General features: G+C 65.7%; 14 protein-coding genes. 11 read left to right on the top strand and 3 right to left on the bottom strand.

Going from position 1 to position 14747, the window contains the following annotated elements; translation table 11 throughout:
- Positions 1-2 precede the first annotated feature (2 nt).
- From DB459_RS25465 to DB459_RS25420, 10 genes are all read left to right on the top strand, one after another.
- Entirely contained in the window at positions 3-407 is a 405-nt protein-coding gene (locus DB459_RS25465) for a biopolymer transporter ExbD (protein WP_253709577.1), read from the top strand.
- A 21-nt stretch (positions 408-428) separates the two neighbouring features.
- The gene (locus tag DB459_RS25460; RefSeq protein ID WP_371927010.1) at positions 429-947 is read left to right on the top strand and encodes a hypothetical protein; all 519 of its coding nucleotides are present in this window, start codon (positions 429-431) and stop codon (positions 945-947) included.
- An 86-nt stretch (positions 948-1033) separates the two neighbouring features.
- Complete coding sequence (locus DB459_RS25455) at positions 1034-1768, top strand: energy transducer TonB (RefSeq protein WP_253709572.1); 735 nt, start codon at positions 1034-1036, stop codon at positions 1766-1768.
- A gap of 51 nt (positions 1769-1819) precedes the next feature.
- Positions 1820-3646 (top strand): putative porin, encoded by a 1827-nt coding sequence (locus tag DB459_RS25450; RefSeq protein WP_253709569.1) that lies wholly within the window; start codon positions 1820-1822, stop codon positions 3644-3646.
- A 2-nt stretch (positions 3647-3648) separates the two neighbouring features.
- The gene (locus DB459_RS25445; protein WP_253709566.1) at positions 3649-4242 is read left to right on the top strand and encodes a hypothetical protein; all 594 of its coding nucleotides are present in this window, start codon (positions 3649-3651) and stop codon (positions 4240-4242) included.
- Positions 4239-5315: a peptidylprolyl isomerase gene (locus DB459_RS25440; protein WP_253709564.1), complete on the top strand. Its 1077-nt coding sequence runs from the start codon at positions 4239-4241 to the stop codon at positions 5313-5315. Before DB459_RS25445 ends, DB459_RS25440 begins: the two co-directional genes overlap by 4 nt.
- 19 nt (positions 5316-5334) lie before the next feature.
- Positions 5335-5871, top strand: a complete 537-nt coding sequence (locus DB459_RS25435; RefSeq protein WP_253709561.1) for a YbjN domain-containing protein — start codon at positions 5335-5337, stop codon at positions 5869-5871.
- A gap of 51 nt (positions 5872-5922) precedes the next feature.
- The gene (locus DB459_RS25430; protein ID WP_253709559.1) at positions 5923-6423 is read left to right on the top strand and encodes a hypothetical protein; all 501 of its coding nucleotides are present in this window, start codon (positions 5923-5925) and stop codon (positions 6421-6423) included.
- A 1-nt stretch (position 6424) separates the two neighbouring features.
- Complete coding sequence (locus DB459_RS25425; protein WP_253709556.1) at positions 6425-7246, top strand: transglycosylase SLT domain-containing protein; 822 nt, start codon at positions 6425-6427, stop codon at positions 7244-7246.
- A gap of 159 nt (positions 7247-7405) precedes the next feature.
- Entirely contained in the window at positions 7406-7834 is a 429-nt protein-coding gene (locus DB459_RS25420) for a hypothetical protein (RefSeq protein WP_253709553.1), read from the top strand.
- Positions 7835-7886: 52 nt separating this feature from the next.
- Here DB459_RS25420 and DB459_RS25415 read toward each other — a convergent pair whose 3' ends face one another.
- Genes DB459_RS25415 through DB459_RS25405 form a run of 3 tightly spaced genes read right to left on the bottom strand, consistent with a single transcriptional unit; the run spans position 7887 to position 13715 of the window.
- Positions 7887-9002: a hypothetical protein gene (locus tag DB459_RS25415; RefSeq protein ID WP_253709551.1), complete on the bottom strand. Its 1116-nt coding sequence runs from the start codon at positions 9000-9002 to the stop codon at positions 7887-7889.
- 35 nt (positions 9003-9037) lie between these two features.
- Positions 9038-11419, bottom strand: a complete 2382-nt coding sequence (gene gspD / locus DB459_RS25410) for a type II secretion system secretin GspD (RefSeq protein ID WP_253709548.1) — start codon at positions 11417-11419, stop codon at positions 9038-9040.
- Between the two features lie 46 nt (positions 11420-11465).
- Entirely contained in the window at positions 11466-13715 is a 2250-nt protein-coding gene (locus tag DB459_RS25405) for a hypothetical protein (RefSeq protein ID WP_253709544.1), read from the bottom strand.
- Positions 13716-13931: 216 nt separating this feature from the next.
- Here DB459_RS25405 and DB459_RS25400 point away from each other — a divergent pair, with 216 nt between their 5' ends.
- Positions 13932-14501: a hypothetical protein gene (locus DB459_RS25400; RefSeq protein ID WP_253709541.1), complete on the top strand. Its 570-nt coding sequence runs from the start codon at positions 13932-13934 to the stop codon at positions 14499-14501.
- Positions 14502-14747: the final 246 nt, after the last annotated feature.

The following is a 14747-nucleotide window of genomic DNA, read 5'->3' as shown; positions in this document are numbered from 1 at the left end:
CGATGCAGGTCCAGAGCGACAGCAAGCCATATGACGATATCAACATCACGCCGATGCTGGATCTCGCCTACGTCCTGCTGGTGATCTTCATCATCATGACGACGGCGACCGTGCAGGGCCAGAAGGTCAATCTGCCAAAGGCGTCGGCCGCGCCAAGTCTCGCCACCCAGACCACCAAGGCGATCACGGTGGCTAACGACGGCAAGATCTTTCTCGATACCATTCCGGTGACGCTGCCTGAACTCGAACAGCGCCTGGTGCAGCAGAAGGCGCTGACGCCGGAGTTTCCGGTGGTGCTGCGCGGTGACGCGCAGGCGCAATACCAGAACGTCATGGACGTGCTCGACCTGTTGGGCCGGATCGGTCTCAACCAGGTCGGTCTTGCCACCAAGCCGCTTGTGAAGTGAACGAGCAGAACGGTGTCCGCCATGGTTGCGCAAGTGCCGCACGATCGTCAGCCACCGCGCAGGACGCTTTGGTCTCGGCTGCGCGATGCGGTCTCGTCCTTCGATCATGGTGGCGGCGGGCGCGGCGCCATGTCGGTGCGTGCGGTTCCGGCTGAAAGTGCGGCGGTGGCCGATGTGGAGGTCGCCCAGCGGGATCTGGACGGTCAGATGAATGGAGCAATCCTGCGTTTTCCGATTCACAGCGAAGCGCTGTTGGTGAAGCTTTCCGACGTTGTGCGCAGCCGCATCGCAGATGGCGGTCCGGAGCGGAATCATCTGCTGCTGCTGATGTCGCGCGGTCCGATATCGCGTTTGTGGATCGACGGTGTCGCATATGTCGAGTTTCGCAGCGATCGATCGACGTATCATTTTGCGGTCGAGGCGGACGCCGAGACGACTGTGACCCTGGAGACGACCGACTTCGAAACGCTCGTCAGGTTCGTCATGGAGTATGTCGCCGGAAGGTCATCCGAACCGACAGTCCTGGAGGCGGCGCCGTGAGTGTGTTGGTGAGAGATCAGGACAGAGTGATCGCCGCGCGAGTAGCCGCGTTGGGTGGTGTTCCGGGAAAAACGGCCGCTGGCGAGATGCAGACGCCGTCGGTGCCGAAGGTCGCCCAATCCGAACCGACCGTCCGCAAGGAGCGCAATTCGGCCTTGCGCTATGGTATCGCGCTGGCGCTGATCGTCATCGTCTTCGGTGGAGTGGGCTATTTCTTCCTTGGCCATGACGATATGCAGCCGCCGCGCCAGGTCCGCGAGATGACCATTGTCAATATCGTGCCGCCGCCACCACCTCCGCCACCGCCACCGCAGCAGATGCCCGAACAGAAAATGGTCGAGCAGCCGAAGATGGCCGAGCCGGAGTTCAAGGAAGACAAGCCGCTGGAGAAGCCGAAGGACGAGCCGATCAAGGACGCAAAGAACGCCGAGCCTCCCGGTCCGCTTTCGCTGGACGCGAAGGCGACCGGCCCGGGCGACCTGTTCAATCTCGGCGGCAAGCCGGGCGGCAATCCCTACGGGGGCGGCGGTGGAGGTGGCAGCCGCTGGGGCTGGTACGCCACGATCGTGTCGACGCAGATCGAGGCGGCGATCCGCGCCAATCCCAAGACGCGCAACATGGCCGGGCAGATACAGGTGCGGTTATGGGCAGACAGCTCGGGTCGCATCAACCGGGTCATCCTGACGCCGTCGACCGGTGATCCCGAAATCGATGCGGCGCTTCGCAACGAGGTAATCGGCAGCCTGACGCTACGCGAACCGCCGCCCAGGGACATGCCGATGCCGGTGGTCACCCGCGTGACCGCGCGGCGTCCGAGCTGACGTGATCTGAGATTCAACACCTGACGTGATGAGTGGGAAACTGGGGGACTGATGTTTAAGAACAAAGCAGACGCGGACTGGCGCGCGATCCCGCTTGCGGTGTCGCTGTGCGCACTCGCCTGCGCGACGCCGGCCGTGGGCCAGACCGCGGCAGAAACTGCGTCGGCAAAAAAGCGGCCGGCGGTGTCCAGCACCAAGCCGACTTCGCCCAATGCCACCATCAACCTCGTCAACCTCCTGGTGCAGCAGGGCATCCTGAAGGAAGAGCAGGCCCAGACGCTGATCAAGCAGGCCGAGGACGAGGCGTATATCTCGCGCCAGGCGGCGAAGGACGCGACCGCCAAGGCCGACGATGCCGCGAGGGCGGCGAGCGCGGCGGCTTCCGCGGGGCAGCCGCCGGGAACTCGGCACGTCACCTACGTCCCGGAAATTGTCAAAAGACAGTTACGCGACGAGATTAGGAAGGAGGTGATGGCCAAGGCACAGTCAGAAAACTGGGCGTCGCCCGGCGCCTATCCGGAGTGGGCGCGGCGCATCCATTTCTACGGTGACGCGCGTATCCGTTATCAGGGTAACTACTTTCCGGCAGGAAACGACCCGTTCGGTACGCAAAACTACAATGCCATCAACACCGGGTCGCCTTTCGATCCTTTCAATGCGAGTGGAATTCTTCCGCCGTCCTATAATTCTACTCAGAACCGCAACCAGTTCCGGCTCCGCGCCCGGCTCGGCATGGAGGCTGACCTGTATAACGGCTTCACCGCCGGACTGCGCATCGCCACCGGCGAGAACAGTTCACCGGTCTCCACCAATCAGACGTTCGGCAACAACGGTGGCGACTTCTCGAAGTATGCGCTGTGGCTCGATCGCGGCTATCTGTCGTACGTAGCCTGGGGTGGCGATCTGAAGCTGTCCGCCGGCCGGTTCGACAATCCGTTCTGGTCGCCGACCGATCTGGTCTGGTACCGCGAACTCGGCTTCGATGGGTTTGCCGTGCAAGCCAGGCATGAGGTGTTCGAGGGCTTCACGCCGTTTGCGGTGGCTGGAGCATTCCCGATCTACAACACCGATTTCAACGCCGGGATCAATCTGGCAACCGACGGCGCAAGGTTCCCGAGTCATGACAAATGGCTGTTCGGCGGACAGGTCGGCTTCAACGCCCGGTTCAACCCGGACTACGCCTTCAGATTTGGCGTGGCCTATTACGATTTCACCAACGTCCAGGGGCAGATCTCAAGCCCCTGCTTGGTGACCTCAGCGTCGGATGTCTGCGATACGGACCTGACCCGACCGTCGTTCGCGCAGAAGGGTAACACCTACATGCCGCTACGCAGCATCATACAGACTGCGGCGAACAACTACGGAGCGGGACCAGGTCTCTTTCAGTATCTTGGACTAGTGAGCCAATACCGGCCGCTGGTCGCGAGCGGGCAGCTCGATCTCGGTCATTTTCATCCGTTCCATATCGTGCTCGACGGCGAATACGTCGTCAACACGGCGTTCGATCGCAATCTCATGAATCCCGACATCATCGTCAACAACCTCAGCCCCTCCGTAAACGGATCTCTGCCGGTGTTCAATGGCGGCAACCAGGGCTGGCTCGGACGCGTCACCGTCGGCAGCAGGGAAATCAAACACCTGTGGGATTGGAACGTGCACGCCGGCTACAAGTATCTGGAGTCGGATGCCACGCTCGACGCGTTCGTGGATTCGGACTTCGGTCTCGGCGGCACCAACCTCAAGGGCTATTTCCTCGGCGGCAATCTCGGTCTCAGCGAAAACGTCTGGGCGACGATGCGCTGGATGAGTGCCAACAACATCGCCGGTAATCCCTATGCCGTCGACGTTCTGCAGGTCGATCTCAACGCCAGGTTCTGATCATGCGTATCTGTACCCGTCTTGTGGTGATTGCGGCGGTGACGCTGCTGTCCAGCGCCGCATTAGCCCAGTCCGAAACCGACCGTCTGCGCGAGGCGCTGCGCAGCGCCACCATGCAGACCCGTGCGCTGGAAGATCAGCGCACGGCGCTGCAAGCCAAGCTTGCCGAGGCCGATCGCGACAAGGCGGCGGCAAAGGCCGAGATCGAGGTCGCGAAGGCGCAGGTGAAGAAGATCGAGAAAGAGCACCGCGAGGCGGTGGGCGAGTTCAACCAGCGTCTCGCCGATCGTGACCAGACGCTGGACAAGTGGAAGACTGCCTATGAGGAGGCCGCCGCCGTTGCCCGCACCAGGGATGCCGAGCGGGCCAAGTTCGAGGGCGCGGCCACGGCGTACAAGGCCAGCACCAAAAGCTGCGTCGCGAAAAATACGCTGCTCGTCAAGGCCGGCAAGGATCTGGTGCAACGCTACAAGGAGGTGACCATCGGCGACACCATCGTCGCACGTGAGCCCCTGCTCGAGTTGCGTCGCGTCGAACTGCAGAACCAGCTGCAGGAGACTTACGACAAGTTTCTAGATCAGAGAGCAAACCCATGACCAACGCATCGATCCTCGTCAAAGTGGCGCAGTCGGCCGCAACCGCGGCCGTCGCCGCAACGGTGTTCTGCATCCCGGTGGTTGCGCTGGCGCAGACCTCGACGACACCCGCGCCGCGCCACGTCCAGGCGCCGGTCAGGCCGAAGTTGGCGCCGCAGCCGACGGCGGCTCAATCGCAGGCGGCGCCGGTGCAGGCGGCGCAGGGAAGCGCTCAAGGAGCGGCGCAAGGTCTGGCTGCCGGCAAGACGTCCGGCGGCGAGGACGTCATTGCGCGCGTCGGCAAAGTCAACGTGTCGGCGGATGATTTGCGCAGCTACGTGGCGGCGCTTGGGCCGCGCGAGCAGGCGGCGCTTGCCAAGGATCCGGCGCTGCTCGGCCAGGCCGTGCGGCTGCTGCTCGCCAACCGCCTGGTGCTGCAGGAAGCGCTTGCCAAGAAGTGGGACCAGAAGCCGGCGATCGCTGCGCAGCTCGACCGGATGCGGGAAAGCGCCGTGGTCGAACTCTACCTGCAGTCGGTGTCGACGCCGCCGGCGGACTTTCCGAGCGATGACGACGTGCAGAAGATCTATGACGCCAATCGCAGCGCCTTCCTGATGCCGCGCCAATTCCAGCTGGCGCAGATCTTCATCGCGGCGAAGGAAGGCGACAAGGCCGCGGAAGACAAGGCCAGGCAGGTGCTCGATGATGTCGTCCGCAAGCTGAAGGCGCCGGGCGCGGATTTCGCCGCCATCGCCAACGCTGCCAGCAATGACGCAAAGGACGGTGGCGATCTCGGCTGGGTCGCCGAAAACCAGATCAGGCCGGAAATTCGCACGCAGGTCATGGGGCTCTCGAGGAACACCGTGTCCGATCCGGTCAGGCTCGACGACGGCTGGCATGTCCTCAAGCTGATCGATACCAAGGCATCCTACACCCGTACGCTGCCCGAGGTCCGCGACCAGCTCGTACAGCAGATCCGCTCCGAGCGGGCAACCATGCTGCGACGCGCCTATATCGCGGAACTGCAAAAGCGAAATCCGCCGGTACTGAACGAACTCGCGTTGTCGAACCTGCTCGACAGTTCCCGAAAATAGCCGCTACGCGGAGAATGCCATGTCCGATGTCACCATCACCAAGCTCACCCTCGACACGCTGCGCGAGGGTTTTCAGAACGCAGGTTACCGCGTCGAGACGCTGACCGATCCGGTCGCCGATCTGCCTTATTTGCGGTCGGCGACCGCAGGTCTTGGATTCGATATCCGCCCGGGCAACCGGTTCGTTGGCGAAGAACAGGGGTTCGTCGACATAGCGCTCGTCGCCGCTCTCCAGGTGCAGGGTGAATTGCCGCTCGATGTCGTCAATGGCTGGAACGCGACGCGTCGTTTCGGACGGTTGCAGCTCAGCCGACCTTTCCTGGTATTCTGCCTCGATGTTTCGGTTGCCGGCGGCGTCGCGCCGAGCTATCTGCGCGCGCAGGTCGAAATCTGGGACCGGCTGGTCCAGGAGCTGATCGGCTATCTGCGCGATGAATTGCGCAAACTGGACGCCGCCAACGGTGCGACGGCGGCCGTCGCGCAGCAGGCGGCGACAGCCGAAGAGCCGCCTCGCGAACGCGCCGTCGACGCCGGAGCCCCCGCCACCATTCAATAACTCTCGGGAAGAAAGTGGATCGTAGGACGTCCTGCCGGAGCGCACGCGACGATGAACGTCGACAACGTCACAACCAAGCCAAGCCGTGTCGGACGGTGGAGAGCGCTGTTTCGACGGCTCGGCGCCGTCGTCGGGCTACTGGGCGGCGTCGGTGCTGCGACCGGGACGACGTCCGCCGCTGCGCAACAACGGAGCTACCGCTCTGCGGTGTCTGCGCCTGCGGCGTGGCAGGCGTTCGCCAGGCAATTGCAGAGCCGGTTTCAGCAGCGGCTCGCGGCCGATGACGCCGCCGCGCGGCGGTTCCACGATCAAGTCGAAAAGCGCGGCGAGGCCGGAAGCGCCACACCGGTTGCGGTGACCGTGCGAACCTGGATCCTGCCTGACGGCAGCGTCGAGCGCCTCGAATTCAATGGACTCGATCAGGCTGCAGCCGTCGATTTGCGCGCGTTGTTCACACGCGACAATGTCGGCGCACCGCCATCCGACATGTTGCAGCCGCTGCATCTGCGGCTGACCCTCCGTTCGGACGTTCAGCCGGCGCAGGGGAAATGACATGCCGACGGCTGTAGGTCGCTTGCATCTGTGCCGACCACGCGCGGGGATCGGGCGGCCGGCGGCATGGGCTCTGCTTGCCAGCGTCGTCCTTGCGTCGGAGATTGCCTTTGCTGAAGGGGCGGCGCCGTCCGCCTCGTTCGATACGCGCGTTGCGGCGGTCGAACCGCCGCCGCAAGCCGGCAACGCGACGCCAAAGACCGCGTCCGATCCGGCCAAGAGTGGCGAAAGCCCGGTAATGGATGACGGGCCTGCGCCGCGCCGACTTGACGAGCGCGCACGCTATCGCGCGCTGATTGAAAAACAGGTCGCGGGGTCGGGGCTTGCTGCGGAGATCGCGGAAGCGGTGATGGGGGTGGAAAGTGGCTATAATCCCGGCGTGATCGGCGGCGTCGGCGAGATCGGGCTGATGCAGGTCCTGCCGTCCACAGCGCGGATGCTCGGGTTCACCGGCTCGCTTGCTGACCTCGCTGTGCCGGAGACCAATATTCGCTATGGCGTGACCTATCTCGCGCAGGCATGGCGTCTTGCCGGCGGCGATCTCTGCACGGCGGTCATGAAATACCGCGCTGGTCATGGAGAAACCAGGTTCTCCTACCTCTCGGTCAATTACTGTCTCGCTGTGCGATCCAGGCTCGCCGCCCGCGGCTTTCGGGTCACGGGCATTGTTCCGGTTGCGACATTCGGTGAACCGGGCCGCGGCGGCAGTGGATGTGCCCGCAAGTGCCGGGGCCTCGGTGGTTCGCAGATCGGAAGGGTCGATCTCGCCGCCCTCAATACGCGGCTCAGCGCGATCGTGGTCCTGGCTCGAGGAGGGCGTTAGGCCGTATTGATCTTGCCGCCGCCGGTGACCATGTTTCATCGCAGTGCCTTCAGCACAAATGCCACTTGCCGCACGGCATTACGTCGGTTGACTGCAACGCGGATCCCGGTGGGACGAGCGGTGATGACGCTATGAAATCTGACTGGCGAGGAGCTGCCGATGAAAGCGCACATCGTTGCGATGACAATTGCGATGCTGGCTGCGGTGCCGGTAAGCGCGGAAGAGCGAACCGCCTTACCCGAAATTATTGTTGGCTCGCCTCCGCCGCCCCCCCTGACGGCGGGGCCTGCCGTGCAACAGGGACCGAGCGCTTCGCGGAACGCCGCCGCCGGGACGCAGGAACGCTGTGTCAGTGGGGCGAGCGAGCGTTCGTTCCGCTGCCTCAACGAGAAGCTGAAGCGGGAGGTCGATCGCGTGAACCCTCCTGTCACCAACACCCCGCCGATCGATGCCAAATCCTCCGATCTCAAGATTGGTGTCGTGAACGTGCCGGGCGTCCAACAGCAATATGGCCGCAATTTCGGCATTTCGGTCTACCCGTATCGCCCGTCGGCACCGGTGTATACGTTACCGCTTGGGCGTCGATGAATGGGGGCAGGCATCGGGTTCGCGGCGGCGCGAGCCAAATCACCATCCGTGACTACCGCTTGCGGTGATCCGCGCCGCGTTGCCCGTTCCATTCGCGCGCAAGACGTTGCGCCTCGTCGATCTGGGGCAACGTCATCTTCACCGCGACGAGATCACGGGCTTTGAGAGCGCGGCGACGATCCTGGTCGGCGGTGTAAGCTGAGGCCGCCAGGTCGAGCCATCTATATGCCTGAAGCAGATCCGGGGGGACGCCGCGGCCGAGGGCGTAGGCGATGCCGAGGCTCAGCCGGGCGTGCGCGATGCCGCGCTCGGCTGCGCGGTGATACCAGGTGGCGGCCTTGGCGAGATCCCGTGTCACGCCATGACCGGCCGCGTACATTCGGGCGAGGTTGTATTGCGACATGCCGTCACCCGCATCGGCGGTTTGCCGCCAGAGGCGGATCGCATCTGAATAGTCGCCGCGGCCGGCCGCCGCGGTGGCGTCGGCGTCGCGGCGGTCAGCCTGCACCGACGGCAGAGCCGTCGCTTCGGGAGGCTGAAGATCCAGTGCGGCGAGCTGCGGGTCGTCGGTCAGCATCGGCGGAGCGGAACGCACCTGCCGTCCGGTCATGATTGCGCCCATGGCGCGCAGGTCATCGGGCGTGAGCCAGGCGATATCCCGCGCCGGCGTGGCGATCATCTGTCCGATGATGCGCGGCGGCACCCCGAACGTGCTTGCGATCCGGGCCATGGAGATCGTCGCCGCCTCGGTCCGCGCGGTCTCGTGGCCGAACTTGTCGGATACGCCATGGACGCCGATCGCGGCGTCATAGCTCGCGAATTTATCGATTCCGGCCGCGAACACGATGAAGCAGGCCGACGCGCATCGCGCACCGGCGGCAACGATCGTCGGCAGCTTTGCCCGTCGGATCAGCTCCGTGAGCTTGACCGCCTCCGCGAGGCTTCCGCCCGGCGAATCCAGCCGCACCGCGGAGATCAGGCGGCCGCGGTCGTTGACCGCCCTGATCAGCGCTTCGGCCGCGTCGGCGTCGCCTTCCGCGATATCGCCGCTCAGCAACACGACGATCGCATCGTCCTTCAGCGTCACGCCGCTCAGTTCCGCCGCGGCTGCTGTCGCGCTCACGACAGCCGCTCCCAGAAGGCCCAACACGGGTGTTCGAATCGACATCGAGGGCTCGTTTCTCGACTTGATCAGACTTGGCTTCACTTCAGCCGGGGCGGCGGAGCACGCCGCGGCGCCGGACCAGGCACGCTGACGACCGACGGCGAGCGGCGCATGGTGTCGAGGCGGTCCCTGAACTCCTCGGCGACCACCTGCGCGTCGTGGCTGTTGCGCACGAGTTTCGTGGTGACGAACACGATGATCTCCGAGCGCGTCTTGTTGTCGGATTTCTGGCCGAGCAGATCGCCGAGATACCTGATCTGGTTGAGCCCGGGAATGCCGGACACCGTCCGCTCGTCATCCTCCTTGATCAGGCCGCCGAGCAGGACAGTCTGGCCGCTGCTGGTGCCGATGGTCGAGTGGATGCGCCGTTGCGAGATGGTCGGTGTCAGGTTCTGGGCGCTGCTGCCGCCCGGATTGACGACGTTCGAGATCTCCTGCTCGATCTCGAGCTCGATCGATCCGTTCGGATGAACGTGCGGCAGCACCTTGAGGATGATGCCGGTGTTGTGCAGCGTGATGGTGTTGACCACGGTGTTCGAGGACGACAGCACGGTGGCGCTGCCGGTCGAGACCGGCACCTGGTCGCCGACCTCGAGAATGGCCGGCTGATTGTCGGCGACCACGAGCGAGGGGGCCGACAGCACCTTGACGGTGGTCAGGGTGGAGAGCGCGTTGAGGATCAGCTTGGGATTGGATTCGGCGCCGAGCAGCAGATTGAAGCCGGGCAGCACGCGCGCGAGCAGGGCCGATTGCGCCGCCGACTGCGCGGCGGTGAACAGGCCGACCGATCCCTTGTCGGGGCCGGCGCCGGCGTTGGCACTGGTCAGGTAGGCCTGGACGCCGAATTGCAACTGGTCCGTCAGGGTCACTTCAGCCACCATGGCATCGACAGCGACCTGCAACTTGGGGCGGTCGAGCGCCTCCAGCGCCCGCTCGATCACCAGATAATCGTCCTGGTTGGAATAGATCATGATCGCATTGGTGGCGGTGTCGGCCGTGACCCGTACGTTCTGAAACACGCCGCGCGGCATCGCGCCGGATCCCGTCGCGCCGGCGGCGTTCGCCAATGCGTCCTGGTCGGCGTCCTTGCGATCCGTGAAGGTGCTGAAGGCGGCCTGCGTTCCACCGGCGCGGTTGCCGGTCGTCGATGAATTGTCGGTGCCTCCCTGGGTCGTCGTGCCCTGAGTGGCGTTGCTCATGCTGCCGCTGCCGAGGGAATCGATGCGCGAGGCCGTCGCGTTCTGTCCGGGCGCCGTCGGGCTCGTCTGGGAGTCCAACCCGCCCTGCGAGGAGCGTCCGACGAACATCTCGTTGAGGATGCGGGCGATGCCGCGGGCGTTGCCGAAGCGCAAGCTGTAGACCCGCACCGTGGTGCCGGTGGGATCGGAGCGGTCCAGCCGCCGCACCCATTGCGTCGCGCGCTCGAGGGTCGTTCCATTGCGGCTCACCGCCAGCACGGCGTTCATGCGCGACACCGGCTGGAACTTGATCACGCCCTGTCCCTGGCCGCCTTCGGCGGTGTCGAACACTTTCTCGAGTTCGCGGATCATGGTCTCGGGTGCGGTCGATTTCAGCGGATAGAGCCCGACCGATTGATTGCGCAGCCATTCGACGTCGAGCGTCGCGATGACGCCGAGTGCGGCCTGCCGCTCGGAGGCCGTACCCTGGATCAGGAGAACGTTGCGCGCCTGGTCGACGCGGACGGCGCCGGGGCGCGAGAGGAAATTCTCCGCCGTCTTGCCGATGGCTGCGGCCGAGGCGTAGCGTAACGGCACGATCGAGACGCCGTAGCCCGGCTGCCCGCCGCCGAACGTGGCGGGCCCGGCGCCGGCGGCTTCCGGCAGCGGAACGATCTTGATCAGATTGTCTTCGCGCAGCACCGCTGCGTTCATCATTCGCAGCACGTTCTCGAACAGTGGCAGTACGTCCTTGCGCTGGACCTGCCGGGCCGATGCCAGCGTGATGTTGCCCTGAACACGTGGGTCGACGACGTAATTCAGTCCGAGGCTGTCGCTGAGCAATGATTTCGCCACCGTCTGGATATCCGCGTTGTCGAAGTTCATCTCAATGCCGGTGCCGGCGGTGGCCACGTCGTCATCCGGCGCGGCGGACGCGATGCGCGCGGGTGTGCCGATTTCGCGCGAAGGCGCGGCTGCGGGATCGGCGTCGGCGCCCGGATACACCATGGGCTGCGGCGATGGCGCCGGCGCGCCGGCGGTCGAAACCTGCCCGCCGACAGGATTGGGCCAGCGCGCGCGCAGATCCGCATCGCGGATCGGGTCGGTGACCTGATCGCGGCCGGGCAGGTCGATGCTTTTGTCGATCATGCAGCCGCCGAGCAGGCCGCCGACCAGGAGCCACAGGCCGGCGATGCCAGCGAGCGACGGGCGCGGGAGACGGGACCGTTCGATACCTTGCACGACTGTTCTCCCTCCGGACGCGCCGGCGATGCCGGCCGCGTCGTTGTCAATGTGCATCGCTTGCCGCTTTCCAGGGCCGGTCGGCGGGGCCGATGCTGCTGCCGGCAAGATCCTCGACGTCGCGGATCAGCGCGTCGGCGCGGCCGGCCAGGGTGTGGGCGTCGATCGGTGCGATCGGCCGGTGCGCGAACGCCGCGCCCGCGAGCCGCGCCTTGATCTCGCCGGCCAGTGCGTCGCGCTGGGCCGAGACCGCGCCGATCGCATCGAGATAGCGCGCATAGGTCGTATCGGTGCCCCTGATGGCCCGGGTCGCGAGCGCAAGGCTGTTGCGGCCGAATTGCCCGAGCGGGTCGTTGAGATCCCTGTAGGCCTGCGCCAGTGTCGTGAACGCATCGCGGCTGGCAGCGAGCGCCGTCGGCAGGGCGGCGGCGTTGAGGACGTCCGCCAGCACGACGCCGTCGTGCAGGTAACGATCGGCGAGGCCGAGCAGCGCCAGCATCGTGGGCCGCAGGTCGGCGGGTCCGGAGACCATGTCCGTGGTCTGCCCGAGATGGGCGACGCCGGGCCCGGCGATGGCAAACCAGCTGCTCCCGACCGCCTGTTGCACGTTGCCGGAAACCCAGGCAACGGCGGGATCGATCGCGACGCAGGCGGGCGGCAGCGCGCAATCGTTTCCGTTCGGTGCGGTCCGCTGAACATAGTCGGGGTCACCGAACATGATGAAGCTCGGCGAGCGCGCCGGGCTCGCCGTGATCATGTGCAGGATCTGCATCGCGGCGCGATCCGCCAGCATGGCGGCCAGCCGGTCGGTCTTGCCGGTGACCGGATTGCGGACATCGAGCACGCCGACGTCCTGCTGCAGCGTGCGGGTCAAGGGATCGGCGGCGAGCGGATCGCCGTGGATGTAGAACGGCGGCGCGCTGCCGGGGCGGATATCGAACGCGGTGACATTGCGCCGTTCGGTGGCGAGCAGGCGGTTGATGAGGGCGTCGAACGCGCCGATCTGCGGATAGCTGCAGGGCACGGTGACGCCGTCACAGGCCGGCGGACGCGGCGCTCGGCCGACGAACCGATCGGTCCCCGTGGACGTCACGACGAACAGGGTATTGCGCTTGCTGATTCCGTTGGCGGCGAGCCGGTCGACGAACCTCTTGAACGCCGCGTCGTCGTCCGCCAGTCTTGCGACGATCGCGCGCTCGCCCGGCCCGGCTGCGCGCTGGCCGGTCGCGTCCCGTGCGCGGACATCGCCGATGGATGCGTAGACCACCGGCACGCCGGCCTCGAGCATCGCGGCCGCGTAGCCCAGCGCCGCCGCCGCTGTCGCCGCCGATGCGCCGGGAAAACCGGGATGGCCGGCGACGTCCGCGATCACATCGCCGTCGATGTCCTTCACCGGAGCGGAAGGCGAGATCACCGGCTGGACATGGCGGTTGCCGAACAGCGCGTCGAAGCCGACATAGCCGCCGGGCTCGTCGGGCAGGATGTCGGGGCGCGCATCGGCGTTGCCGCACAACGGGCTGTTGCGCGCGCAATGAATGGCAATGCCGAGCAGGTCCGCGCTCGCTTGGGCCGGGTCGCCGGCCGTGGCTCGTGCGTCCAGCACATTTGCAACGTCGGACCCGAGCTGCTGCAGCGTGAGACCGGTGATCGCGAAGGCGCCGACGTCGCATCCCGCGCGGGTAAACGGCACCCAGGGCGCGGGCACCGTCCTGCCGGTGTCCGAGAGCATCAGCGGTCTGCCGTCGCCGCCGGTTGCGGTCCAGTAGCCGAACGCGGACGTGAAGCCGACACCGCCGTCGCTACGGAAGGTGCCGTAGCTGTCGCCGATCGGCACGCCCGTGCGATCGCCGTGGAGACCGGTGATGACGGTGAGGGTCTCGCTCGCCTTCTGCGCGGCCGGTGCGACGCGCTGGTTCCCGCCGACCGTGCCGTCGCCGACCAGAAAGTCGAGCAAGTGCGGCATCTGTTCGAGATCGGAGGGGACGTTGGGATTGTCGCGCTGCAGGTGGACGTTGTCGAATTGGAGATGAACCACGTGTTTGATCGCGCCGCCGCGCGACCGTAGCTCGCATGCGGCGGCCGCCGGACCCGACCACGCCGCCAGCACCACGGCCGAGAGGAGCACGGCGCCGAGCAGCGTCGGCGCAAGGCCGGCAGGGGGGCGACTCGAACGCATGACGCGACGTCTTTGTCTATCGGTTGAGGCTTCGGTGTCGATCGAAGCGCGTGTCGTTGGGAGTGTATGCGGATCGATCGTTCGGCGGCGTGTCGTCTGCCGAACCGCGCGGAGTGTCATCGGCTTCGATGACGCCGTTGTGGCAGAGCCGCCCGCATCCCGCGCATGGCGAGAATGTCCGGCTGTGATTCGTCTTCACAGATTTGATGCAAACAACGTCGGCGAAAAATCCGAGCGCGATGTTCGGCTCGCGGGCATCGATGATGCCTTGCAACATGTGATGGCGTGATGCACCCTGATCGTAATTTGTCGTCATCGGGATTGCACGAGGGACCCATGAGCATCTCACGCTGCGGCCTTTCTCTCTGCGGCATCTCGCTCGGCGCCCGGCGGCAATGTTCGATCGCGATCGTGCTCGGCTTTTGCACATGGATTTCGGGCGCATTGTTCGCGTGCGCAGCGGACGCGGTCGGCGAGGCGGTGGTCGGCAATCCGGTGGAGCGTCAGCCGATCGGTCAGTTGTCGGCGACCGTTGAGCGGCCGCTGTTCTCGCCGACACGGCGGCCGCCGCCGAAGCCGGTCGCCGTCGTCAATCGTCTGGAACCGCCGCCGACGCCTGCGCCGCCGCCGAGCGTGGTCCTGCTCGGCATCGTCCGCGAGGGCGGCGACGGGCGTGCCGCCATCAGGCAATCCGGCGACAAGGTTGTCCGGGTGCGGATGGGGGACGACGTCGAGGGCTGGAAGGTGGAGCGGATCGAGCCGCGCCGGCTGGTGCTGACGCTGGGCGAGCGCTCGGTCGATTTCGCGATGTTCAATGGCAGTGCGGCAAAAGGCGCCAGGTCGGCGGTGGCCAAGGCCGTGGAGCGGCGTATGCGGCAGGTTCGGACGCCGCCTTCAAGCGATTGACCCGACACTGGTTTTCAGGCGTTCGGGCGGGCAGGCGAGGCGGCCGCGGCGGCACCCGTTTTTTTGATTTTTTTTCGTAAATCGCTTCGCGTTAGCGCGTCTCAAACTGTCTTAGAGACGGGGCCGGCACGCCTCGGGTCGTCGATCGCGTTGGGCTGGGGCGCAAGCCATCGGCCGGAGCCGCGCGGCGGACGGGATAGGGGCAGGTTCCATCGACCGGTCGGCATCGCGGCAGGGCGCTCGCGG

The sequence above is a fragment of the Bradyrhizobium sp. WD16 genome, from assembly GCF_024181725.1.
In the GTDB taxonomy this organism is placed as follows: domain Bacteria; phylum Pseudomonadota; class Alphaproteobacteria; order Rhizobiales; family Xanthobacteraceae; genus Bradyrhizobium_A.
Note: the sequence above shows the minus strand (reverse complement) of the source record. Positions and strands in the feature narration are given on the sequence as shown.